This window comes from Pseudomonas sp. FW507-12TSA, assembly GCF_058781435.1.
Map to the genome: position 1 here is coordinate 74,269 of NZ_JBYSWT010000008.1, position 24,636 is coordinate 98,904.

The 24,636-nt window shown below is 63.1% G+C and carries 22 protein-coding genes and 1 tRNA gene; 6 read left to right on the forward strand and 17 right to left on the reverse strand.

The genetic code is table 11. The annotated features are described in order from the left end of the window. The first annotated feature begins 365 nt into the window (after positions 1-365). From AC3WK8_RS10010 to AC3WK8_RS10020, 3 genes are all read left to right on the forward strand, one after another. Entirely contained in the window at positions 366-872 is a 507-nt protein-coding gene (locus AC3WK8_RS10010) for a sigma-70 family RNA polymerase sigma factor (RefSeq protein ID WP_053131522.1), read from the forward strand. Continuing rightward, positions 869-1,825, forward strand: a complete 957-nt coding sequence (locus AC3WK8_RS10015; protein WP_103324717.1) for a FecR domain-containing protein — start codon at positions 869-871, stop codon at positions 1,823-1,825. The genes AC3WK8_RS10010 and AC3WK8_RS10015 overlap by 4 nt, the downstream gene beginning before the upstream one ends. A 155-nt stretch (positions 1,826-1,980) precedes the next feature. Beyond that, entirely contained in the window at positions 1,981-4,491 is a 2,511-nt protein-coding gene (locus AC3WK8_RS10020; protein ID WP_103324716.1) for a TonB-dependent siderophore receptor, read from the forward strand. A 96-nt stretch (positions 4,492-4,587) separates the two neighbouring features. Here AC3WK8_RS10020 and AC3WK8_RS10025 read toward each other — a convergent pair whose 3' ends face one another. Continuing rightward, entirely contained in the window at positions 4,588-4,884 is a 297-nt protein-coding gene (locus AC3WK8_RS10025; protein ID WP_103324715.1) for a hypothetical protein, read from the reverse strand. 228 nt (positions 4,885-5,112) lie between these two features. Here AC3WK8_RS10025 and AC3WK8_RS10030 point away from each other — a divergent pair, with 228 nt between their 5' ends. Together AC3WK8_RS10030 and AC3WK8_RS10035 are read left to right on the forward strand one after the other, a co-directional pair. Continuing rightward, a complete protein-coding gene (locus tag AC3WK8_RS10030) occupies positions 5,113-5,484 on the forward strand; it encodes a sigma factor (RefSeq protein WP_103324751.1) in 372 nt (123 codons plus the stop codon). Next, positions 5,424-5,894, forward strand: coding sequence for a TonB-dependent receptor domain-containing protein (locus AC3WK8_RS10035; RefSeq protein WP_256592264.1), 471 nt, complete (start codon positions 5,424-5,426; stop codon positions 5,892-5,894). Before AC3WK8_RS10030 ends, AC3WK8_RS10035 begins: the two co-directional genes overlap by 61 nt. 419 nt (positions 5,895-6,313) lie before the next feature. Here the strand turns inward: AC3WK8_RS10035 and AC3WK8_RS10040 are convergent, their stop codons facing one another. Both AC3WK8_RS10040 and AC3WK8_RS10045 read right to left on the reverse strand, forming a co-directional pair. Next, positions 6,314-7,435, reverse strand: coding sequence for an AraC family transcriptional regulator (locus AC3WK8_RS10040; protein ID WP_103324713.1), 1,122 nt, complete (start codon positions 7,433-7,435; stop codon positions 6,314-6,316). A 109-nt stretch (positions 7,436-7,544) separates the two neighbouring features. Continuing rightward, positions 7,545-9,107 (reverse strand): MFS transporter, encoded by a 1,563-nt coding sequence (locus AC3WK8_RS10045; protein WP_103324712.1) that lies wholly within the window; start codon positions 9,105-9,107, stop codon positions 7,545-7,547. A 200-nt stretch (positions 9,108-9,307) separates the two neighbouring features. Here AC3WK8_RS10045 and AC3WK8_RS10050 point away from each other — a divergent pair, with 200 nt between their 5' ends. Continuing rightward, the gene (locus AC3WK8_RS10050) at positions 9,308-10,273 is read left to right on the forward strand and encodes a LysR family transcriptional regulator (RefSeq protein ID WP_085597395.1); all 966 of its coding nucleotides are present in this window, start codon (positions 9,308-9,310) and stop codon (positions 10,271-10,273) included. On the opposite strand, the gene AC3WK8_RS10055 is transcribed toward AC3WK8_RS10050, so the two are convergent. The 14 genes from AC3WK8_RS10055 to pal form a co-directional block, all read right to left on the reverse strand. Next, a complete protein-coding gene (locus tag AC3WK8_RS10055) occupies positions 10,208-10,954 on the reverse strand; it encodes an SDR family oxidoreductase (RefSeq protein WP_103324711.1) in 747 nt (248 codons plus the stop codon). The genes AC3WK8_RS10050 and AC3WK8_RS10055 overlap by 66 nt on opposite strands. A gap of 59 nt (positions 10,955-11,013) precedes the next feature. Further along, complete coding sequence (locus tag AC3WK8_RS10060) at positions 11,014-11,211, reverse strand: hypothetical protein (RefSeq protein ID WP_146043255.1); 198 nt, start codon at positions 11,209-11,211, stop codon at positions 11,014-11,016. Positions 11,212-11,242: 31 nt separating this feature from the next. After that, positions 11,243-13,021 carry an FAD-dependent oxidoreductase gene (locus AC3WK8_RS10065; RefSeq protein WP_103324709.1) on the reverse strand — a complete coding sequence of 593 codons (1,779 nt, stop codon included), beginning with the start codon at positions 13,019-13,021 and terminating at the stop codon, positions 11,243-11,245. A gap of 44 nt (positions 13,022-13,065) precedes the next feature. Next, on the reverse strand, positions 13,066-14,769 hold the full coding sequence (locus AC3WK8_RS10070; RefSeq protein WP_103324708.1) for an FAD-dependent monooxygenase: 1,704 nt from the start codon (positions 14,767-14,769) through the stop codon (positions 13,066-13,068). Beyond that, complete coding sequence (locus tag AC3WK8_RS10075; protein WP_158091429.1) at positions 14,769-15,500, reverse strand: methyltransferase; 732 nt, start codon at positions 15,498-15,500, stop codon at positions 14,769-14,771. The genes AC3WK8_RS10070 and AC3WK8_RS10075 overlap by 1 nt, the downstream gene beginning before the upstream one ends. Before the next feature lie 18 nt (positions 15,501-15,518). Continuing rightward, positions 15,519-17,909, reverse strand: coding sequence for an AMP-binding protein (locus AC3WK8_RS10080; protein ID WP_158250050.1), 2,391 nt, complete (start codon positions 17,907-17,909; stop codon positions 15,519-15,521). A 112-nt stretch (positions 17,910-18,021) separates the two neighbouring features. Next, complete coding sequence (locus AC3WK8_RS10085; RefSeq protein WP_085597401.1) at positions 18,022-18,828, reverse strand: class I fructose-bisphosphate aldolase; 807 nt, start codon at positions 18,826-18,828, stop codon at positions 18,022-18,024. An 8-nt stretch (positions 18,829-18,836) separates the two neighbouring features. Further along, the gene (locus AC3WK8_RS10090; RefSeq protein WP_085597402.1) at positions 18,837-20,159 is read right to left on the reverse strand and encodes a 3-dehydroquinate synthase II domain-containing protein; all 1,323 of its coding nucleotides are present in this window, start codon (positions 20,157-20,159) and stop codon (positions 18,837-18,839) included. Next, positions 20,128-20,433: a hypothetical protein gene (locus AC3WK8_RS10095; protein ID WP_146043254.1), complete on the reverse strand. Its 306-nt coding sequence runs from the start codon at positions 20,431-20,433 to the stop codon at positions 20,128-20,130. The genes AC3WK8_RS10090 and AC3WK8_RS10095 overlap by 32 nt, the downstream gene beginning before the upstream one ends. A gap of 1,199 nt (positions 20,434-21,632) precedes the next feature. Then, positions 21,633-21,708: transfer RNA gene (locus AC3WK8_RS10100), tRNA-Lys, on the reverse strand. A 63-nt stretch (positions 21,709-21,771) separates the two neighbouring features. Beyond that, positions 21,772-22,473: a 7-cyano-7-deazaguanine synthase QueC gene (gene queC, locus AC3WK8_RS10105; protein ID WP_053131563.1), complete on the reverse strand. Its 702-nt coding sequence runs from the start codon at positions 22,471-22,473 to the stop codon at positions 21,772-21,774. 1 nt (position 22,474) lies between these two features. Then, complete coding sequence (gene queE / locus AC3WK8_RS10110) at positions 22,475-23,122, reverse strand: 7-carboxy-7-deazaguanine synthase QueE (RefSeq protein ID WP_031320383.1); 648 nt, start codon at positions 23,120-23,122, stop codon at positions 22,475-22,477. Positions 23,123-23,287: 165 nt separating this feature from the next. Beyond that, a complete protein-coding gene (gene ybgF, locus AC3WK8_RS10115; RefSeq protein ID WP_103324706.1) occupies positions 23,288-24,112 on the reverse strand; it encodes a tol-pal system protein YbgF in 825 nt (274 codons plus the stop codon). Positions 24,113-24,118: 6 nt separating this feature from the next. Next, complete coding sequence (gene pal / locus AC3WK8_RS10120; RefSeq protein WP_022640504.1) at positions 24,119-24,616, reverse strand: peptidoglycan-associated lipoprotein Pal; 498 nt, start codon at positions 24,614-24,616, stop codon at positions 24,119-24,121. Positions 24,617-24,636 lie beyond the last annotated feature (20 nt).

The following is a 24,636-nucleotide window of genomic DNA, read 5'->3' on the forward strand; positions in this document are numbered from 1 at the left end:
CCTTGATAGGCGTTGGTATGGAACCTCGAACGGCCATGATCACTGGCTTGGGGGGCGCAGCGCAATATTTGCCAGAGTGCGCCGGATGACTTGCAGGTGCGAGCGCCCACCTCGCTCCTCGCGCAAAGCCGTCCCCTGCCCCTGGACGGCAACTCGAACCTGTTGCCCAGTGGGCATTCAGCGGACCGCTTCAAGTCCAGCGCCGCCCGCAGAGGATTCCGGCCGCCTTCATTGGATCGGGCTCACATCCAGTTTTTTCTTGCGTGATGTTCAACTGATGTCTATTGCGCCTGTTTCCAAAAACCGAACGCCCTCCTACAATCGCGACTCATTCTTATCTGCACCTCATTCATGGGAAGAGGAAAGTGCCCACGGACTCCCTGTTGCAACCGCTCGATAGTCTTTACCGCAACCACCACAACTGGCTGCAGGATTGGCTGCGCCGCCGCCTCGGCGATCGCGAGCGGGCAGCCGATATTGCTCAGGACACCTTCCTGCGCCTGCTGGTGCAGCGACGCCTGCCGGAGCAGGGCGAGGGCCGTCGATACCTGGCGCAGATCGCCCGCAACCTGGTCATCGATCAGTGGCGTCGCCAACGCATCAAACAGGCTTATCTGGAAAGCCTGGCCGCCATGGCCGAACCGGAAAGCCCCTCGCTGGAAACCCGCGCGATCGTCATCGAAACTCTGATGCAGATCGACGCCATGCTCGACAGCATGCCGACCAAGGTGCGCAAGGCCTTCCTGCTGTCGCAGTTCGAAGGGCTGACCTATGCCCAGATCGCCGAGCGTCTGGGGGTCAGCGTCAGCTCGGTGCAGAAATACATGCTGCGGGCCATCACCGCCTGCTACCAAGTGCTGTACGCCGAATGAAAACCGCCAGCGAAGCGCCTATCCTCCCCGCCATCGTCGAGCAGGCAAGCCACTGGCTCATGCTGCAATGGAACGGCGGACTGGATGACGAACAGCTGCGGCGCCTGGCTGCATGGCGTGCCGCCGACCCCGAACATGAGCGCGCCTGGCTACGCCTGGAACATCTGCAGAGCACCCTTTGCAGCGTACCAGCAGACACCGCTCGAGTTGTTCTGAGTGAGTTGCCCGATGCGCGCCGCCGACATGCGCTCAAGCTCGTCGGCGCCTTGCTGCTGGCCGGAGGCAGTGGCTATCTCGTCCAGTCGCAACTCCCCTGGCGCGAGGCCATGGCAGACCTGCGAAGCGGCACGGGCGAGCGCCTGCAGCGCACCCTGTCCGATGGCAGTAGCCTGAGCCTGAACAGCGGCAGCGCCGTGGACATCCTGTTCAGCGCCAGCGAACGGCGCATTCGACTGCTGGCTGGTGAACTGCTGCTCGACAGCGGCCATGATCCGGCCAAGCGCCCATTGATCGTGGAAACCGTCGCCGGGGAAATCCAGGCACTGGGCACACGCTTTTCCGTGTACCAGCATGATGGCGGTTGCCAGGTCGCGCTATTCGAAGGCGAACTGGAATTGCGTCCCCGCCAAGCACCCGCCACACGCCTGCAAGCTGGACAGAGCCGTTGGTTCGACGCCAGCCGACTGGGCGATATGACCCCGGCGAACCGCAACGCCATCGCCTGGCACGATAACCGGCTGATCGCCGAGCGCATGCCGCTGGGACGGTTCATCGCTGAACTGGCTCGCCATCGTCCCGGCATGCTGCGCTGCGAGCCGGCCGTCGCCAGCCTGCCGCTCACCGGGGTCTTCCCCCTGGCAGACACCGACCGCGTGCTGGCTGCATTGCAGCAGTCGCTGCCAGTGAAGGTCCGCAGCTTGACACGCTATTGGGTGGTCGTCGGCCCTGCTTAGAGGGCGCTACACGCTTAACGCGCGTTATCCGGTGAGTCACCCGCCCTTTCTGTGCCACAGGTTAAAAAAAACCGCTGCAGCTTGTCGGTTTTGCCAACTGGCCCGGGATACCTCTTGAACTCAACTAAGAAGCATTCTCAAGAGGATTATCCAGAATGCCGCATCTGCCCCTCACTCCCCGTTCCCGGCTGAGCCTTGCGGTTCAGCGCGTACTGTTCGCCGGTTTGCTCAGCGGTGGCCTGCTGTTTGCCATACCCAAGACGCCGGCCTGCGCTAGCGAGCAAACCCGCAGCTACGCCATTCCCGCGGGCAACCTGGATCAAGCCCTGAACCGCTTCGCGAGCGAGAACGGCATCCTGCTTTCCGTCGATGCCCAGCTCACCGCCGGCAAGCGCAGCCCAGGCCTCGATGGCAGCTATCCGGTGGCAGAGGGCCTGTCCCACCTGCTAGCCGGCACGGGTCTGCGGGCGACTAACAGCGGGGGCAACTATGCCGTGGAAGTGGCGCCGGACAACGCAGGAGCGCTGCAGCTAAAGACAACGACGGTGACCGGTGCCGGCCTCGGCGCGACGACCGAAGGCACCGGCTCGTACACCACCGGCCAGACCAACACCGCGACCAAGCTCGACCTGAGCCTGCGCGAGACGCCGCAGTCGGTCAGCGTGATGACCAAGCAGCGCATGCAAGACCAGAACCTGCGCAGTATCGGCCAGGTGCTCGAGCAGACCCCGGGCCTCAATGTGCAGAGCCCCGGCAGCGACCGCTTGTATGTGTACTCTCGTGGCCTGCCCATCGACAATTTCCAGTACGACGGCGTGCCGACCACCTCCTTCGCCTTCAGCCAGGCAATGCCCCATGCGCTGTCGGACATGGCCATCTACGACCGGATCGAGGTAGTCCGGGGCGCCACCGGCCTGATGTCCGGCGCTGGCGATCCCTCCGGTACCGTGAACATGGTACGCAAGAAGCCCACCAGCACCTTCCAGGGCCATGTCAGCGCCGGGCTCGGCTCCTGGGATCTATATCGTACCGAGGTCGATGTATCCGGCCCGCTGACCGACAACGGCGCCGTTCGCGGCCGCGCCGTGGCTGCCTACCAGCAAGGCAACAGCTTCACCGACCACCTGCAGCAGGAAAAGACCATCCTCTACGGCGTGACCGAGATGGACCTGTCCCCCGACACCCTGTTCACCCTGGGCGTCGAGTACCTCAACAATGACCAACGCGGTTTTTCCACCACCGGCCTGCCCGTGGTCGGCAGCATCAGTCGCCATGGTTTCCAGTACAACATGCCGCGCTCATACAACGGCGCCAGCCGCGACAGCAGCAACCGCCAGGAGTCGGTCAACACCTTCGCCTCGCTCGAGCAGAAGCTTGCCAGTGACTGGACCCTCAAGGTGGCCGCCAACTACCTGTACGGCACACGTGACTACGACTCGATCATCGTCGGCACCACCACCGGCTTCCTCAATCCTGCAACCGGCAGCGGCCTGAACTACACCGCCACCAAGGGCGACAACACCCAGCAGCAGCGCGGCGTGGACATAGCCCTGAGCGGCCCGTTCGAGCTGCTTGGCCGCGAGCATGAGTTGGTGATGGGCTTCAACTACCAGACCTACGAAAACCGCCGCAACGGTTTCGGCAACCTGCTGGCCAACGGCAAGAGCGACAACGGCGTCAGTAGCAAGCCGGTGAACGTCTGGAGCTGGGACAACCACGCCCCGAGCGCGTCGTACAACTTCACCCGCGAAGACGACAACATCGACCAGCGACAGACCGGGGCCTACCTGGCCACCCGCCTGAAGCCCACCGACGACCTCTCGGTGATCCTCGGCGCTCGTGTCAGCGACTACAAGTACGGCGCGATGCTGCACTACAACACCTACGACATGGTGAAGTGGAATACCGACGATTCGGTCAAGGTCTCCGGTGAAGTGACGCCCTATGCTGGCGTGGTCTATGACCTGAACGACGTGCACTCGGTGTATGCCAGTTACACCAGCATCTTCAAGCCCCAGCCCTACCGCACCCGGCAAGGCAAGCTGCTGGACCCACGCGAGGGCGACAACTACGAGATCGGCCTGAAAAGCGAATATTTCGGCGCACGCCTGAACACCGCCATCGCCTTGTTCGAGATCGAGTTGGACAACGACGCGGTCGGCGACGGCACGATCGAAGGCAGCGGCGGCACCGTGACGGCCTACAAGGCGGAAAAGACCAAAACCAAGGGCATCGACATGGAGATCAGCGGTGAACTGAGCCCAGGCTGGAACCTGCTGGCCAGCTACACCTACTCGCAGGTCAAGGACAAGAACGGCGAGCGGGCCAAGACCACCATCCCCACCGACATGTTCAAGCTGTGGAGCACCTACCAGCTGCCAGGCGCACTGGACAAGCTGACCATCGGCGGCGGAGTCAATTGGCAGAGCGGCATGCACTTCACCGCGGACAACTGGCAGCTCAACAGCCCGGTCAAGGTCAAGCAGGATGACTATGCCGTCGCCAGCGTCATGGCCCGCTACCAGTTCACCTCGAAACTGTCGGCCACCGCCACTGTCGACAACCTGTTCGACAAGAAGTACTACAGCGCGCTGGATGAGAACTTCCGCAGCGCTTCGTACGGCAATCCTCGCAACTTCCTGCTTACCACCCAGTACGAGTTCTGATCCTGCAGCCGGTGGTTCCCACGCCAGCGTGTGAGAGCCACCGGACGCGAGCCCCATGAAAGAGCTGCGTAGCGCGCCGACAACCCCCAACGCAGATCACCCCGTACAGATGCCCCTGGCACAATCGGCCAGATGATCGGCCGCCTGATAGATCTTGCTTTGCATATCCTGATCGTACATATCGGCGCTGCTCGTCATGGAGCCCCACATATCGAGGAAGATCCCCGCCAGGTTCTTGGGAATGCTGCCCTGCCCCTCCAGCCCGATCTCGATCTGCTCCAGCAAGTCCATCAGCACCTCGAGCGAACCACAATCGAGGCCGCGTTTTTCACGCAGTTGCAGGTCAAAGTCCAGCCACTTCTCGATGAAGGTCGAGATCAACTGATCAGTCATTGATGAGTATTCCGCCAGTGGAAAAGATGTTTGCGGTACAGAGGGGCCTCAACAAGCCGCATCGCGGTACAAGACAGCCATGCTGTGCCCCCAAACCGATAGAGGGGGCCACTCTACAGCCTCGCCACGGGTTTATCTTGCCGCTCGCACAGACGTCCCCATTGCCTAGCAGGCGTTGGGTACGGGCCATGCCACCGCCTGGTCTGCATGACGTCGGCGGAGCGCAGGATGTCGGGTCTATCGCCTAGGCGGGATTGGGAAAATGTCGTCTGGCTGGGGCTATCAGCACTGCCCGATTCAAGCCTCCAGCACACTCGACACTTTGACCGCCTCTACAGTGAAAACCATCGCTGGTTGCAAGGCTGGCTATGGCGCCGATTGGGCTGCCATGCCAATGCCGAAGACCTGACTCAAGACACCTTCCTGAGAACCTTGAAACCCACCCAACTGGCGAGCATTGAGGAGCCCAGGGCGTTTCTATGCTTGATCGCCAGCCGCGTACTGTGCTCGTTTTGGCGGCATACCGAACTTCACCGAGCTTGCCTCGATGCCTTGGCGTCTCCACCCGCGGCTTCGAAGTCGAGGTTTCCGTCGAGTTGATGCCCGACTGGAACATGCATGGCGGCTATACCTACCGCCACTCCGAAGACCAGGACGGCAACAAGGTCGGCACCACTCAGCCCGAGCAGATACTGCGCGTGGTCACCACCTACCGACTGCCGGGCGTGTTCAACCGCATGACCGTGGGTAGCAACATCTCCTGGCAGAGCAAGATCTACTACGACACCACCCTGGGCTTTGGGGCCAATGCCATCGATGCCCACTTCGAGCAAAAGCCCTACACGCGGCTTGGGCTGATGGCCGCATATGATTTCACTGACAAGCTGCGCGGTACGTTCAACCTGAACAACCTGACCGGCCGCAAGTACTTCAGTGGCATGGGCAGCTACACCTCCACGTTCCATGGCGAACCACGCAACCTGATGGCAAGTATGAAATACAGCTTCTGAGCTGGTGGGCAATATCCGACATCACCGGCGGCCAGGCCGGCTGGAGGAAGGTCGCAGAAGGAGGACAATGGGGCAGCAGGCGCAATACCCAGGGAGTCGAGACACGTGACTTGTCAGGTGCAGCCACATGTCAATTTGGGTCGATACTTCGACCAAACACCGCACCAGACGGTGCGAGGGCCTGTATTGTGTCGGCAGTGCTTGATCGCCGCACACAACCTGTGCTGAGCGTCACGACACCATCGAGGTCTTCGCCGCACAGCCGGTAGGTTTCCTCGCCTACGCGCTTCAGCAGTGATCGTCCGCGAACAGTCCGACCTTGGCCAGCTCGACACGCTCGCCCACCTCCAGCGACTGCGCCATCGCGCACGAACATCGGCGTGCACTCCTCGACCTCCAACTCACCGTCGAGCAGCTCGTCACAGGCCGCTAGCGCGCAACCACGCGCTATAGCCCCGCGACGGATCGGCACGCCCTACCGCCGCCATCAGGCGACTTTCCCGTGGCGTATAGCCGAAATACTGCTTGTAGGCGCGACAGAATTGCGTCGGGCTGTTGAACCCATATCGATACGCCAGTTCGGAAATGGTCCGGTGCGACACCTGATGCGCGAGCAGGTGCGTACGAATCTTGATGAGCCGGCGCCGGCGAATATAGGTGGCGACACCATCCATCGGCGTGAACAGCCGGTACAGCGCCGATCGCGACAGCCCGACCTCGCGGCAGATCTGCTCGACGTTCAGGTCGGGCGAGTCCAGGTGCGTCTCGATGTATTGCCGCGCGCGCTCGTGCTTCAGGTGATCGACGCCCTGTGCAGACTGCTCGATCGTGTCGGCATCCTGAAACACGGCGTGCAGCAGGCTCAGCGTGCCCTGCGCGACGTGCGCGATCTGCTCCGCGCGCAGCACCGACAGGTAGCGCACGGCCAGTTGCAACTGGCTGATGAGCAGTAGGCTCGCGTGGCAATTCAGTAGTTGGCCGTGCAGCAAGCTCGCCGATACCGGAATCATGCTGCGCGGAACGATGAGGATCACCGATTCACCCTCCGGCACCGTGGCGCTGAATGGCTTCGACATGTCCAGCAGCGCCAGGCACGCGCACGGCTGCTCGAAACCGCGCCCGTCGATTTCATAGCGCAACGTGCCGACGGGATTCAGCAGCAGGTAGAAGAAATCGAAACCGTCCTGCCGGATCAACGCCACGGTCCGTTCGAAGCGATAGCTCAATGGCGCGGCCGCCGTGGTGCTCTCGAAACGCCGGAAGCCGAGCACCATCGACCCGAACGGTACATCGACCTGATCGAACGCGAAACAGCCCGCCTGCACGCCGTGCATCGTCAGTTCGAGCAGCCGATGGTGCCCAACCCACGATTCGACCCGCTGCTCGCTCGGATAGTCTCGCGTGGAAAACTGGTAGCCGTCGCGCTTGCCCCCTATCCAGGCTGGGGGCTCAGCGAGGCTGCGCCGGCCGGTCTCGAGCGCCAGCACGGGCATGCACGGCGTGCCCCACGCCTGCGTACGCATCTCTTGCACTTCTTCCATGATGTGTCTCGTTATTCTTGTAGGTTGACACTAAAAATACTTGTCCGAACGTGCAAGGCAGATGGTCGCCCCGTCGCCTATTCAGGCGCCCTCGACGCCTGAGCAACGCTCAGCCGACGTCTTTGCTCAACGAAGAGTCCGGCAACGGCATCTCGGATTCCTCGTGCGTCCGTACTGACCCTAGTGCAGCGAACACCACGAGCGCCGTGATCACGGCCGCCCCTGCCAGCAGATAGAACTGGAACTCGAAGGCCGCGTTATATACCTGCAGCAGCAGCTCACGCGCCGCGCCCGGCAGCAGCGATACGGCGTGCGTTACATCCGAGATCGCGAGCCGGTTCGCCGCCTCCTTCAGCATAGTGGGCTCAGCACCAGCGATCCCCGCGTGGCTCAGGTCACCGAGGATTCGCGCCGACAGGATTGCACCGACCACCGCGATCGCCACCCCATCCGCCGTGAGGCGCACCGCGTTGAAGATGCCGGTCGCCATGCCGGCCCGCTCCTTCTCCACGACGCTGACCGCCATCCCGTCCATCAACCCCCATGGCAGGCCAATGCCCACCCCGATCACGATCAGCGGTGCAACCGAGTTCGCGAGCGTACCGGACGCCATCGCGACACCGAGCCACGCGAGCCCAACCGCCGCGATCAACAGGCCGATGCCGGAAATCACCCCGGCCGTGAGCCAGCGCGCGAGATACGCTGCGACGAACGGCAGCACCAGCAATGGTGCGGACAGCGCGATCATGAAGCATCCGGCCTCGAACGCGCTCTGCCCGTCGATGCCCATCAGGCGCATCGGTAGCAGCAGGATCAGCACCACATAGGTATAGGCCGGCGCGGCCGCGAGCACCTGCACGCCGATGAAGCGCGCACTGCGAAACAGCGACAGTTCGAGCATTGGCCGACGCACGTGGGTTTCGATCGCGATAAAGATCGCGAGCAGCACCGCCGACGCCAGCAGCGAGCCGATTACGACACGGCTGCCCCAGCCGTTTTCCGGCACCAGCAAGATCGCATAGGTGAACAGCCCGAGCGTGGTCGTGAAGCTGATCGCGCCGGGCCAGTCGAGCCCAGCCGCGTTCGGGTCGCGCGACTCGCGTGCACTGATCTGCACGAACAGCACCACCAGCACGCCGAGTAGCGCGGGCAGCCAGAACACCCAGCGCCAACCAAGCGTATCGACCAGGAAGCCCGCCACCAGCGGGCCGAATGCGGCACCGAGCCCGAAGGTCGTGCCGATCATGCTGAACATCTTGGTACGGTCGCGGCCGTGGAACTCTTGTGCGAGCGCTGCCATCGCGCCCGCGAACGCGGCGGCAGCGCCGAGCCCCTGCACCAGTCGCAGCACATCGAGCACCAGCACGGTCGGCGCCAGCGGGATTGCGGCCGTCACCAGTACATAAACCAGCATGCCAAGCAGCCACAGCAGCTTACGCCCATATACATCGGCGAGACTGCCCGCCGCCATCGTCGCACTGCCATAAGTCAGCAGGTACGCGTTAGAAACCCAGTTCAGTTCGACCGCGGAGCCTCCCAACACACGGCTGATCGACGGCACGGTCACGACAGGTCCCGCGATGCTGAGCGGAATCAGCACCGCAGTCATGCAGGCGGTCAGCAACAGAAGGTTCGTGTGGCCCCGCTTCGGATGATGCTCGGATTGGCTCATAGAATGTCAGTGGCTCGGTAGGAAAGAGGAATGAGGGTTGTAGCGCGGGCTGACACGCCCTGCGCAGTCGCGCATGCGAATGCACGGATTGCCTATAAACCGATTCACCCGGTTTGATCCAAGCGTACGAGATTCAACGTGAGAGAAAAATCACATACAATTCCTTTGTCACGGGAAATATATTCCGCACTGAAATAGCCATGGATAGGTTGAGCGGTATCACAGTCTTCGTTCTGGTCGCCGAGACGCGTAGCTACGTCGGCGCCGGACAGCAGCTCGGGTTGTCCGCGTCCGCGGTCGGCAAAAGCATTGCGCGCCTGGAAAAACGCCTCGGCGTCAGGCTCTTGCATCGCAGTACCCGCAGTATGAATCTGACCGCCGAAGGCGCGCTCTACCTGAAGCGCTGCCAGCACATCCTCGCGGAAGCCACCGCGGCGGAATCGGAGCTGTCGCATACACTCGACGCTCCGCGCGGCAAGTTCCGTGTCAGCCTGCCGCTGGTGCGCGACCTGATGCTGCCCGTGATCGCCGCATTCATGCAGCGCTATCCCGAGATCGAACTCGACATCGATTTTACCGATCGACTCGTCGACCTGATCGACGAGGGTTTCGACGCAGCGGTACGCACCGGCACGCTCAACGATTCGCGACTGATGTCACGCCGGCTCGGCGTCTACCGCCTGCTGCTGGTCGGGTCACCCGACTACTTTGCACGCAAGGGCGTGCCGGAGCGGCCTGCCGACCTGCGTGAGCACGACTGCCTCCAGCACCGTTTCCCCACCACTGGCAAGCTCGAGAAGTGGCCGCTCTGCGCGGACTCGCTCGACGAAAGCCTGCAACTTCCAGCGCGGATGACCTGCAACAATATCGAGACCCTGCTGCATGTCGCGAAAGCCGGCCACGGCATCGCGTGCCTGCCGGATTTCGCGGTGCGCGACGCGTTAAGCGCGCGCGAATTGCAGATCGTGCTCGACAAATACACACAGAATTCGGGCGCGTTCCACGTACTGTGGCCATCCGGCAAGCATCCATCGCCGAAGCTACGGGTCTTCGTCGAGTTCCTGCATGCGAACCTGTTCACCAGGCCCGACGCTACGCGTTCACACGTAGACCATGCCGCCGTCAATGACGATTTCAGCGCCGAGCAGGAAGCTCGACTCGTCTGAGGCCAGATAGACGGCCGCACGCGCCACGTCCTCCGGCAGCCCGACCCGGCCGGCCGGAATCATCGCCTTGACCTCCTCAAACACGCGCTCGGTGTTGTCTATCCCGAGCTTGTCGAACGCGGGCGTGCGGATCGGGCCCGGGCTGATGCTATTGACGCGGATGCGCCGGCCGGTGAACTCGCCCGCCAGCGCGCGCCCCATCGACAGCAGCGCCCCCTTGCTGGTCGCATAGGCCGCGCTCACGCCACTACGCCCGAGATGGCCGCTGACCGACCCACACAGGATGATCGACGACGGCTCCGCCAGCAACGGCGCCAGAGCCTGGATCAGGAACAGCGGCCCTTTCACGTTGATCGCCATCAGCCGGTCATAGCTTTCCTCGCTCTCCAAGTCGAGTCCGTGACTGGTGACGATGCCCGCATTCACGAACAGCGCGTCGACGCGCGGCCAGCGCTCGCGCAACTCCTGAGCGAGCGCGTGTTGCGCAGCGACCGAGCCCGCATCGCTGCGGATCACCCACACGTCCCGTCCGAAGCGGCTTTGCGCCGCCGCGAGGGTCTCGGGGTTCTGGCCGGTGATCGCGACGATCGCGCCCTCCTCGAGAAACTGCCGGGCGGTCTCCAACCCGATCCCCGTCGTGCCGCCCGTGACCAGTGCATACTTTCCTTTGAGCCTTTCCATGCATCCTCCTTTAATTGATCGACAACGGGGCGACGCCGCGCACCACGTAGATCAGGGTTTCATAGCTGTGCCGGTGCAGCCGCGCCAATTGGCCGGGCCGGCAGATCGTCCACGCCCACCGCATCGCGGCGCGTGTGTCTGAACTCGGTGGTCACCGAGGCCAGCACTTCGCGATGGACGAACCGTTCCGACGTAGCCACCGCCAACTTGTCCGGTACCACCACGAAATCCTTCGAGGAGTCGGTCGTCTGGGCCATCATCGAGTCCCCATGAAGCAAATGGAGCCTGTCACTGTACCGTCGGGGCCGGTTGCGCGACGTGCGCGACCGGGCGCGACAGGCCAAGCAGCGGCAGCAGCACCTCGCGCAAGCGCGCCACGCAGGCCGCCTCGTCGCCTGACGCAGCGCCGATCCATGCGATGTGGCCGTCTGGACGGACCAGCACACACGACGCCTCGTCGAAACCGCAGCGGGCATGCAGGTCGCCGTACAGGTCCTCGACCGCCTCGCCCGGGCCGATCACCTGGGCCCGCAGCGGCAGGCCGAGTTGCACCGCGCAGCGCGCCGCGGCCTGTGCCCACGCGCGACCGGCGATGCCGGTCAGCACGGTAAATGCGCCGTGCCCGACTAGCTCGAGCGACGACACCTGCGTGCCACGCGACGACAGCCACACGTGTGGCACGCGCGCACCGGCGACAAACGACGAATGGAAGCGATAGAACAGGTCCGGGTCCTCGGCCGGCGGAGGTTCCTGCGGATCCGGCGCGATCGCCGCGGACCGGTACAGGTGATTGAGTTCCGTGCCATGTCCGTTGAATTCGTAGTTCTTCGCCCGCAGCGCACGATAAAAATGCTCGCGCCGGCGCTGCCCGGCCTCGCCGCCCAGCATGAGGTAGTCGTCGTCAAGCCCGCCCGCGCGGTCCAGGCCGAGCGCCGCACTCAGAGTGCGGCTCTCGTCGATGCTCTTCATCGCGCGCTCGACGATCCCGCGCCCAACCGGCGCACGCTCGTCGCTATAGGTGTCGAGTAACCCGGAGCCGGCCTGCCCCTTGATTACGTAGGCCAGTTTCCACGCCAGGTTGTACGAATCCTGGATCGAGGTGTTCGAGCCCAACCCGTTGTTAGGCGGATGACGATGCACCGCGTCGCCGACGCAAAACATCCGGCCGTTCGAATAGCGCGTCGCGTAGCGGCTATTGACCGTCCAGGTCGAAATCGAGCGCACGCGGATCTCGGTGTCGTAATCGCCAATCATCTGCTTGAGGATGTCGGTCGCATCGTCGGCGCTCAGCTTCGGCGGCGGGCGATCGATGTCGTAGTTCCATACGCCAAGCCACTCGTGCCACGGCCGCACCATCCGCAACGCGCCGACGCCTATGCCGCCCGCCATCGCCGCGCGGCTGAAGATCAGGAAAATCGCGCTCGGCCGGTGCTGCACCAGCGGCGCGAGGTCCGCATCGAAGAAGATGTTGATGCAACCAGCCTGGTTCTCCTCGCCGATCATCGGCAGCGCCGCGTCGGCCGCGACCTGGCTACGTGCACCATCAGCGCCGATCACGTATTTCGCGCGAATCGCGTATTCGCGATTGTCGAGACGGTCGCGCATAGTCACGGTCACGCCGTCCGCGTCCTGCACCGCACGGACGTACTCGGTCGAGAACTTCGCGTGTGCGCCGTTCTGCAGGGCCTTGCCAAGCACGATCGGCTCAAGGTAGGTCTGCGGAATATCGCACAGCAGGAAAGGGCTCGCGATCCGGTAGTCGCTGATCCGCTCGGGGTGCGCGCCCCAGGACTTGAGGCGGGCGATCTCGTTGCCCGCGAGCGTCTCGCAAAAGACGGTGTTGCCCATGATGTCGTTGAGCACGGAGTTCGCCATCAGCGATTCGCCGACGCCGAACTCGTTCAGGATCTCCATCGTCCGCTGGCCTGTGATATGCGCACGCGGGGTGTTGGCGAGCCAGCGGTGCTTGGTCACCACCATCACCTCGATACCGTAGCTGCTCAGGAACAGCGCCGCCGCAGCCCCAGACGGGCCGCTCCCCACAATCAACACTTCTGTTTCAATCATCGTGTTCTCCTGTGCCAAGAAAACCCATCCACCCTGCGCGGCCGTCAGATCCGGCCCACCGCACGATCGAGCACCGCGCCCGCGTGGCGCGGCGCCGTATCGCCGCGCCACGCAATGTGCTGGTCGGGTCGTACCAGAACCAAGCGCCGCGCGTACAACGCGCGCGCTGCATCCGATTCCACATCGACGATCGCCAAAGGGATCCCCCGCGCACGCGCTGCATCGGCCAGCCGCGTGGCGTCGTCGTCCCTCCCGCCGGTCGCGTCGCACGCGCGGACCCGCAGCAACGTGAAACCCGTACCAAGCAGGTCGAACATCGAACGCCGCACGCCGTCCGCCCCCGTCACCCACACATGCGGCAGTCGGCCGCCCGGCACACTGCTCGGCCGGTAGGCCAGCAGGTCATCCTCAGGCGGAACGCCATCCGGCCACACGATCGGCGAACCGTCATAGCGCGCGCCCAGTTCCACACCAGGCGCCTCGAACTGGCGACGAAACCCCGCAAGCTGTTCGCCGAGCTCACGCCGCGCCGCCTCGCCAGCCGCGTCGTCGGCCTCCACTTGCGCCGGCACCCGCAGTTCGCCGACCCGTTGCGTCAGGAAGCGCGCTGCTGCGGTGTTACGCTGTGCTATCGGTCGGCGCTCCGCCTCGTACGACGCCAGCAGGCTATCTCCCGCCCAGCCCTGCACCGCCGCCGCGAGCTTCCACGCAAGATTCGCCGCGCCGTCGATGCCGGTGTTCATCCCGAGCCCACCTGTAGGCGAGAACAGGTGAATCGCGTCGCCGGCCAGATACACCCGCCCTGTCGAGAAGCGCTCCGCCACCAGTGCCACGCCACCCTGCCACGGCGCATGTGCGAGCACCTCCACGTCCACCGCGCAGCCCACGCCTTCCTGGATCCGCCGGATCACCGTCGCATCGTTCGGCTCCGCCTCCCCGAGCGCCGGCTTCGACATCAGCAGAAACTCGTCGCCACCGTCCAGGCTCACCAGCAGCATCCGCGCGCCCGGTGCCATCACGTTGTACATCCAGGCCTTGCGGTCCCCAAGCAGTTCGCCGTGCAACGCGGGGATCCGCACGTAACTCGAGAACATGCGCCCGCCCAGGAAGCCATCGTGCGCGCCGCCAGGCCCCTCGTAGGCGATCCCCAGCGTACGGCGCACGAAGCTCGCGCCGCCGTCGCAGCCCGCCAGGTAGGCGACGCGCCAGAGCTCGCCAGTGCCTCCGTCGGCCGGTTCCGCCAACAGCGTCACGCCCGTCGTATCCTGCTCGAAGCCGCTTACCCGCCAGCCATAACGCAGCGTGATGTTCGAGCGCGTACCCGCATGCGCGAGCAGGAAGCGCTCCACATACATCTGGTTGACACGCAGCAGTGGCTCGGGCTGCTGATCAAGTTCACCGCCTTCGTGAGCCGCGCGCGACCGCTCGCGCTCCGTGCCCATGCCGAACCGCGCCAGCTCCCAGCCCGCAAGCCGTGTGAAGTAGGCGATGTCGCGCGGATGATCCACTGGCAACCCCAGCCCACGCACTGCCTCCGATACACCCAGCCGCCGATAGTGCTCCATGGTCCGCGTGTTGTGGGTACTCCCCTTCGGATGCCAGCGGCTGTCCTTTTCCAGGTTGAACACCACGCTCGCCACCCCGTGACGATCAAGGAACAGCGCCAGCATCAGCCCTACCGGACCACCGCCGACGATCGCCACGGGGCGCTGTCGGTCTTGCGACGGCGCGTCGAATGCATCCGCCATCACGCGCCGCCCCCTCCCACGTCGCGACCGGACGGCGCGCCACCGGGCCACAGCCGCAAAATATCGTAACGGTGCGCGCCCGGACCCTCGCCATACGCCGACGCAACCACCGTCGATGCATAGCCGTGCTCCGTCAGCAGCGCCTTGAGCGCGGACTCGTCGCCCTGGCTGCTGAAGCCGATCAGCAACTGGCCCGACGGACTCAGGTACGACGGCGCTTCCCGCAGGAAGCGGCGATGGGCGACGTAGCCCGCGTCGCAAAACGCGCGCAGGATCGGCTGCTCGAACGCGTAGTCTTCCGGCACGAACACGAAGTTCGAATTCCAGAAAATCATGTCGAACCGCTCACCGTCGTCCAGTACGTCAAACAGGTCGCCGTGGCGCGTCGATACTTGCTCCGTCACGCCGTGGCGCTCCACGTTCGCCCGTGCGTTGCGCACAGCCGCCTCGCTGATGTCCGACGCCACCACCCGCGCGCAGCCCGACAACGCAGCCGTCACCGCCGTCACGCCTGTACCGCAACCGATCTCCAGGAACGCGCCGCCGTGCGGATACGGCAGGTGCCGCGTGAAGATTCGCGTCGACTGGAAATGCGTTGGCGGAAACACGCCGTCGTGGACCTCGAAGATGCGCCCGTCGCATTCGTACTGCGTCAACCGCTCCGCCTCAGCGGCGGCCAGCCGCCGCCGTACCGACGCGACGGCGTCGGATTCATAGCCCTGATCAGCCATCTGCCTTGACCTCTCCATTCAGACCCCCACGCCGGCTTTCGCCCGACGCGTCACATGCAGTACGTCGCGGCTCGCCGCCCCACCGTCCGCCGCCTGCTGCAGCAAGGCCCCCGCCGAGTGGCGCAGCAGCCGCTTCAGCACTTTCCCAGTCGCGCCCACCGGCAGGAACGACAGGCTGCGCACCACGGCCACCGCGACCACCTCCTCCGGCAGCTGCGCGCCGATCGCATCGCGCAACGCGTCCCGTACACCCGAAGCCAGCGCGGCGGGATCCGTCACGCGGCGCTCCGGCAGCACCAGCGCGAGCAGCGCTGGATCCCCCAGCGCGGCGCCTTCCACGCCGACTACAGCCACGTCGCACACGCCATCCACCTGCTGCGCGACCTCCTCCAGCTGCAGCGTGTACAGCACACCGAACGGCGACGTCACCACATCGACTTCGCGGTCGATCTGATAGAACACGCCACCCTCGCAGTACGCGACGTCGCCAGTCAGGAAGTAGCCGTCGCGCCACGCGCCCTGGGTGCGCTGCGGTTGCTGCCAGTAGCCCGAGGTGATCGTGGGCGAGCGCACCGCCAGCAACCCTGTCTGGCCTGGCGGCATCTCGTCGCCCGTTTCCGAGTGCAGGATCTTCGCCACCGCGATGTCCACCGGCCGGCCGATCGCACGCTGCGGTGCCAGCGCGCCCAGCGTCGATTCGCTACGAAACAGCGCCATGCCCAGTTCGGAGCTGCCAAACGCATCGATGAAGCGCGACGCCGGCGCCCCCACCAGCAGGCGGCGCGTGTGGCTCTGGTGGGCAGCGTCGCCCATGCTGAACCAGCGCCGCACCGTGGCGAATTCGCGCTCCGCCACGCCGCCCTCCACTAACTGCATGTAGCTTTTCGGAAACGCCACCACCGTGGTCGGCGCAAATGCCTTGATCGCCGCGCGCACCATCTCGCCGTCCTGCGTGCCCATCACGAAGGTCGGGAGCCCGTGCAGCACCGCCGTCTCCAGATGGCTGATCGCCGCCGAATGTGACTGCGGCAGTGCCGTCAACAGGCGCTCGTCCGGACCTTCCGCGAAGCGGCCGATGCGCGCCCGCTTGCCCATGAAGAACTGCCGGTGCTCGAAGCGCACTGCCTTCGGCACACCGGTTGTCCCCGACGTATGGCTCAGCATCACCAGCGTCGAATCTTCCGGCGCGACCGGCCACCATGTGGGCAGTTCGACCACCGGCTCGAGGCGCACCAGCGATACATCGACGAGGGCCGCCGCGTTCAGCTCCCGCCACTGCTGCACGAAGCCGCTCGACGCCTGCGTCTGCGCGTCTACCACCAGCTTGCCGAAGCCGTTCTCGCGCATGTAGGCCAGGCCCACATCGGCGGGCATCGCCGGATTGATCAACGCGATCGCCGCGCCTAGGCTCGTCAGCGCCAGGTAGTGCAGGAACGGCGCGATGCCATCTTCCACGCAGACCGCCACAACGTCGTCGCGGCCCACGCCTTGGCGCAAATACCAGTCCGCAAGCGAACGCCGGTACTGCTGCAGCGTCTCCAGGCTCAGCGCGTGGAGCCGGGTACCGTCCGCATAGCTCAGAGGCTTGTCGAGGTACAGGAACTCGACACCCTTCACTGGGCTCAGCCCCAGGCACAAGTCGAGGAAGTTGCCACTGCCCAGCGACGCATCCGCCCGCAATGCGGCTAGCGCCGCTTCAGGAAGGCGCGCGCCGCCGTCAGTACCGTAGGCCAGCAGCTCGCTCAGCATTGCCATCCGCAGCCGCACCATCTCCTCGCCGACCGCCACCACCCGAGCGCGCAGATAGGGTCGTTCGCAGATCATCCGATCGATGATCTCGCGCATCACGATTGCGTGCTGCTCGTCTTCTTCCACATGGATCTGGAAGAACCGCAACGCTCGCGTCGACGCGTGCCGATGCCGCAACGCATCGAGGATCGGCCCGTAGACGATCGGCACGATCGCCTCCGCGCCAAGGCACAGGGCTGCCAGCCCATCCAGCGGATCCGCGCCGCGACAGTAGCGGAACATCGCGTCGATCAGCGCCCTCGTGCTCGATAGCACCGGCAGGCTGCGCGGCACAGCGCCCAGCTCGTCCATCGCCTCGCGGTACAGCTCCGCATGCGAGACCTGGTCCGTGTCATTGCCCGACAGCTCTTCCGCCAGGTTGTGCGACAGCGCCTTGAATTCGCCCAGGTCCGTCAGGCTCCCCATCAGCGAGCACAGGTAACGTGTGAAGTACTGCGAATAATGATGGTGCTGAATCAGGAAGCCGCGCAGTTGCGCTTCGCTCACCGTGCCCGCCCGGCAAGCCGCCAGGAACGGGTTCGCGCTCAGATCCTCCAGCAATCCCGCCGGAAACATGTCCACCCACAACGGCGAGAGCTCATGTGCGACCGGAGCTGGCAAGCCTGTTCCCTGGTGATTCGTTGTATTCATCGGTTCCGCCCTCAAGAACCGCGCCCGTCCTGGGCGCGGAGATCAGACTCATATCGGATTCACCTTCGCCCGCATGCGGCACTCACACTGCGTCGAGTTCCAGCACCCGCTCGGTTTCCTCTCCCTTCACACAGCCGGCAAGCAGCCTCAGCAACGCCTGCGGCCGCGCATGCTGAAACACGTTGCGGCCGATACACAGCCCGCTCGCTCCTTGCTGCACCACCGCCCGCGTCATTGCCACCAGCCCTTCTTCGCTCGTCTTTTCCCCACCCGCGAAGAACATCCGAATATCGCCGCCATGCCGCCGCACCAGTTCCCCGATTTCATGCAGCGATTCCGGATACGCCAGCTTCACCGCGTCCGAACCCAGTTCCGTTACCACCCGCACCAAATGGTTCAGCCGCCCCAACCGCTCCGCTGCCGTCGCCGCCTTGACCTTGTCGTACAGCATCGTCAGCAATGGCAGGCCAGCCTCGTGCGCCGCGTCCGTCACCGCGCCCAGCATCGTGAAGTTGTGCGCGAAGTTCTCTTCTGTGAAGTTCACCTGCACCGACACCGCGTCCGCCCCCAGCCTCAGCGCCGTCTCGATATCCGACACCATCACCTTGGTATCCGCGTCCGGTGACAGGCTTGCCATTCCATTCAGGTGCACGATCACCCCAGTCGCGGGGTGCAGCCGCTCGTGCACAATCAGCCGCTCGATCAAGCCCTTGTGCCCCAGTACCGCGCTGATGTGCGGACTGCCGATCCACCCCTTGAACGCGTCCATGGCATCCAGCCCCGCGATCGGGCCCAGCGTCAGGCCATGATCAACGGGTACGATCAGCCCGCGCTGCGAATCCGGGAACAGAATCCGACGCTCTCTCAGTTTCCTGCCGACGTAGCCCATGTTCCCTCCTACTTCTCGATGATCGTCTCGTTGATCTTGATCCCCACGTGACGACCCGGCTCCGTCACATAGCCCAGTACCTTGTCTCCAGGTTTCAGCTCCGAGATGTTCAGCGGCTTCGCCCCATCCGAGAACACCCGCACATGCCAGTCGTCCTGCATCAGGATGTTCACCCGCTCCCGACCCGCGAACTCCACCTCAATCAGCCGCAGTGGACGCTGCTCGATCTTCATCCGCCCCACCGATGCACGCCTCACCCGCCCTTTCGAGTTCACCAGCATTACCGGCGAACCCGCCTTCAGTTCGCTCATGTAGTCGGTCCGGTTGTCCGTGTTGAACACATATGAATGCACCGCTCCCGCATTCACTCGGAACGGCCGCAGCTCCATGTATGGCAGGAAGAACACCTCTGGGCAGCACAGCAACCCACCCTGCGACGTGCTCCCCACCAGCATCCCCTCGTCCGGTTCAAACAATGTCGAGGTATCGATGCATGCGCGGTAGCCCATCCCCACCGGCCGGCTTTCCACTACCGTCCCCACCTGGATCGCTAGGTTGCCGTGCTCCGCGTCTGACAATTGTCCCAGGAAGCACGTCATCACCGCGTGGTCGCGTGGCGAGAAGATCACCCCTTCCGCTCCGTACTCCATCACCCCGTACGAGACAATCGCGTCGTCCACGTTGGCCGGATCCTTGATCTCCTTCATCAGGATCGTTCCGGTCGATTGCAATGACGCGATCACCAGTTCCAGCGGAATGTTGGTCGGGTCACGGAACAGGATCCACAGATAGTTGAACGCCAACCCCTCGTTGATCGCGCTCAGCAGGCTCTCGCGATCATCCACATAGCTCGTGTAGCAGGTCGTGAAGCCTTCCGCGCCCAGTTGTCGCAGCGCACCCGCCTCGTGGTACGCAATGCTCCGGCAGTGCTTGTCGTCCGCCTTGAAGTCCGCACACTGCGGGCTGTCGCGGAACGCCTTCAGATCCGCGGCGTCGCGCAGCTTCAGCACTACCTGCATCCGCTCGGGGATCGCTGGTAGCAGGTTCGCCACGTTGTCCAGGTACACCACCACCCCGCTGTACAGCGAGTTGATCACCCGCACGAACATGCTGTCGTCCGGCTGCGGCTTCGCCAGCTGCACCGTGTCGTACCACACCAGTTGACTGTCCAGCCCCGAACGCTTCGACTGCCCAGCGCTCCCCAGATTGGTGAGCTTCACCGAGGTCCGTTTCGATACCGTCTCCGGTGTTTCAAACTGCTCTGCCGCCACCGGCGCTTCCTTGATCGACAGCGCTTCCTTAGCCTTCGCTACAACACTCACGTTGCTCATGCGGGTTCTCTCCAGGTGGATGTATGAAGCTGCGCCGACCAGGCGAACCGGTCGCCGCGTGCAGTACGACGTGAAAAACCTCGGGCGGCGTTGCCGCGCCCAGCTTTCGCAGCATGCTGACAATTACCGGCAGGCATTCGTCAAATGCGCTGACGGGCTCATTCGGGTGACATACATAGCTTTGCTTCTGGCAGGAAAAAACAAACCCCTGCTCAGGCAGGCACATCGTCTCGAATAATTTGACTTCCCATCTGATCCGTCGTGATTGCTCCATATGAGCGCTCCTTTGCCGGATTATTTTTGGCGGTCACGACGGCTTGGTTATCGTAGAGCCCACAACAATCCGACTGTTAAGCGTTTCGTCCCAATTGATTGACGTTTTGTCCCGCGAAAAAAATCATCGGCAAATAATTGGCCATGCGAAGCATTGAATATGGAGACGAGCACAGCCGGTCGGGGAATGGCGCGGACGGCCGTAGAGTCCGACCGGAAGGATGAGTCGTGCCGTCATGCATGCGGGAGGAGGTGAATACGGGGCTTTGTCCAAATATCCGCCATGCTCCCGCGGCAATCATGCACGACCAGCCCTGGTCGCTCTGCACCTCGACAGCGGTAAGGTCGTGCTGCAGTGCCGGCTGCAGCAGGTGATGGAAGGGGGAAAAATCACGGTCTCCAGGTCATAGGCCACCGGGAAGCACAGCATCAAGCTGGCCACCTTGATCGCTGCGCTGTTCGTCGATGAGGCTCAAGGCAGCCGCACTTATTTCAGAATTCATCAGTGACTTCCAAAGCTATATGCGTGTTGCCGTTGACCTGGATATTGAAAGACACCATTGCCTGACCTATCCGATGGCCCCAGCGCTGCTTCTTGGATCTCATGCGGCAACAGTTGAAGACTCACTCGCTCAGTAGTCCCCGACAGCCTCCGAGCTGCTGCAGCATTGCCCAGGCAGAGACGGACTGAACCGTACCCGCTGGAAAGATATCCAGGCCATGCACAGGGCTTTCTCATGAGCTGAGTTGGGACGGACCTGGGACGCTCTGGGCGGATCGAGGAATACCACCCTGCCACTCGATAGAAGATTCGTTTGAGCCAGCAGCCCTGATGGGGCTCATACCAGACCGAAGCGGCTCTTTCATGGGGAATTGACAACAAACTAAACGCCCGGCTTCGTTCGACTCCAGGAATGTCGGTATCGGCAAGGTAACTGTGCACGCCCGATCGGCGCCAGACATCGGCAAGTCGATGTTTGCGCGAGGCTTCCAGATACGAGCGTCGAATTGGAGCAGTTCGTGCCAAGGGCAAGCTGATCTTTTGACTGCTAGAACGAAAAAGCCCACTGACCGTTTCCGGCAGTGGGCTTTTCGTATGTACATAATCCAGGAACGTGGATTTACTCGTTCCAGACGTCTGCGCTACTAGTGGAACGGCTTGTATCGCCTGGTTCCTGGCATTGCATCCGACCTTGAATATGGTGGGTCGTGTAGGATTCGAACCTACGACCAATTGGTTAAAAGCCAACTGCTCTACCAACTGAGCTAACGACCCGCTGTGTGGTGGCGCGTATAATACTGATTTCTAACGATAATTCAACACCCTAGATGAAAAAAATCAAAAATAGGGTGTTGGATCGCTGACACCGGCTGCGCGGAAGCCATCGGCACGCAGGCGGCAGCTGTCGCATTTACCGCAGGCGCGGCCCAGGTCATCCGCCTGGTAGCACGAGACAGTCAGCCCGTAATCGACTCCAAGGCGTACCCCGGCCTTGATGATGTCGGCCTTGCTGAGGTTCTGCAGGGGCGCCTTGATCCGAAAGCCCTGCCCTTCGACACCGGCCTTGGTCGCCAGGTTAGCCATGCGCTCGAAGGCCTCGACGAACTCGGGACGGCAATCCGGGTAGCCGGAGTAATCCACCGCATTGACCCCGATGAAGATATCCCGAGCCTCGAGGACTTCCGCCCAGCCCAGGGCCAGGGAAAGGAAGACCGTATTGCGCGCCGGCACATAGGTGACAGGAATCCCTTCACCAGGTGCCTGCGGCACGTCGATGGAGCTGTCGGTGAGGGCCGAGCCACCAATGCCATCGAGGTTGAGGCCAATGACCTTGTGCTCCACCACTCCCAGGTCACGGGCCACTCGTTCGGCAGCCTGCAGCTCCGCGCGGTGGCGCTGGCCGTAGTCGAAGCTCATGGTGTAGCAGCAGTAGCCTTCGGCGCGAGCCATGGCGACCACGGTGGCCGAATCCAGGCCACCGGAAAGGAGGATTACTGCACGTTTTTCAGGTACTGCTTGGTGTTCTGCTGGCTTGGTCATTTCAACGCCCCGGCTCGTCGTTCCAAAGATACTTGTGCAACTGCAACTGCAGGCGCACCGGCAAGTTGTCGGCAACAATCCAGTCAGCGAGTTCCCGTGCATCCAGGTCGTGATGACTTGGCGAAAACAGCACTTCACCGGCTCGTTGCTCGAGGCGGTACTGGATCAGCTTGGAAACCGCCCAGTCATAGTCCTCGCGAGAACAGATGACGAACTTGACCTGATCGTTGGCCGTCAGCAGCTCGATGTTCTCGTAACGATTGCGCTGGGCTTCCTTGGAGCCCGGGGTCTTGAGGTCCAGGACCCGACTGACCCGTGGATCCACCGCCGAGATATCGAGGGCGCCGCTGGTCTCCAGCGAAACCTCGTAGCCGGCATCGCACAACTGCTTGAGCAAAGGAATGGCGTTGGGTTGCGCCAGCGGCTCGCCACCGGTGACACAGACATAACGCGGACGGAATCCGGCAACCTGCTCGAGCAAGCTGTCGAGGGTACGTTGGGTGCCGCCGCTGAAGGCATAGGCACTGTCGCAGTATTGGCAACGCAGCGGACAACCGGTCAGGCGCACGAAAACCGTAGGCAGCCCGGCAGTCCGAGTTTCCCCCTGCAACGAGTAGAAAACTTCGGTGATTCTCAATGTGTCTTGCATATTCGCCACGGGCGTAACAGCTAAACAGGCTGTCCGCCTCCATCAGGCACTTCAAGGAACCCCGTCAACGCGTAGATCCCAGGAAGCGTGTGTCATAAAAGGGCGCAGATTCTAACGAAAAAACCCGCGACAAGCGCGGGTTTCTTGTTACGGGCGCCAGCACTCTTACATGCGCTGCAAATCCCGTTGAGCCAATTGTGCGGCGGAAGTCCCTGGATACTGGGCCACGACCTGCTGCAGGATGCCCTTGACCCGGTCGGTATGACCCAGGCGGCGTTCTACGTCAGCCAGCTTGTACAACGAATCCGGCACCTTGCCGTGCTTGGGATAGAGCTGGGAAACCTTGGCGAATGCCTGGCCAGCGCCTTGCAGGTCGCCCTTGGCCAGGTTCACTTCACCCAACCAGTACTGGGCATTACCAGCGTACTGGCTGTTGGGGTACTTGCGCAGGAATGCCGAGAAGGCCTGGCTGGCCTTGTCGAAATCCTTGGCTTTGATCAGGTCGAAGGCAGCGTCGTAATAGAGCTTTTCCTTGGCCGGATCACCCGGTTCGCTACTGGCGGCAGGCGCTGGAGCAGCAGCTCCGGCTGCCGTACCGGCGGCGCTGGCACTGCCAGCGGCGGCAGAATTCTCAGGAGTCGCGGCAGGTGCCACACCGCTTCCTATACGCCGATCAAGATCCTGGTAACGCTCCAGGCTTTCTTGCTTCATGCGCGCTACATCATTTTGCAGAACTTCGATAACACCCTGTTGCCGTGCGATCTGCTCCTGCATTTGCTGCAGTTGCTGGAACAGCTCGCCCTGTGCCGAGACAGGGGTCGAAACCCCTCCCCCGGCATAGGCGCCGTTCGTGCCATAACCCGCTGGTGGATAACTGCTCCCGCTATTTCCATAGCCAGAGTTGCTATCGACCACAGGAACCGCAGACCACGCCGCAAGAGGCGTGAGACTGAGAGCCAAGATAGTTACAGCACGACGGCACGTTCGCATGACGAATTACTTACGCAGTTCGACGCGACGGTTTTGAGCCCAGGACTGCTCGTCGTGGCCAGTGGCAACTGGACGCTCTTTACCGTAGGAAACCAGCTCCAGCTGAGCTGGGGACACGCCCTGCAGTACCAGGTAGCGCTGAACGGCTTTCGCACGACGCTCGCCCAGAGCCATGTTGTACTCACGGGTACCACGTTCGTCGGTGTTGCCTTCCAGAACAACGCGAGCGCCGTTACCTTTCAGGTCCTTGGCGTGAACGTCCAGAGCGCGCATGGCTTCTGGCTTCAGATCCGAGCTGTCGTATTCGAAGTAGAAGGTGGTGATTGCGCGCAGAGCTGCTTCTTCGCTCAGGGAGCCATCAACAGCACCAGTGTTAGCGCCGTAACCAGCGTTTGGATCAACAGCGCCTTCACCAGCGTTGTCGCCGCCTTTGGAGGAGCAACCTACAGCCACAGCCATGGCCAGAGCCAGCGCAGCAAACTTACCAAACTTCAACATTTCCATCGTGAAACTCCTAATGAACC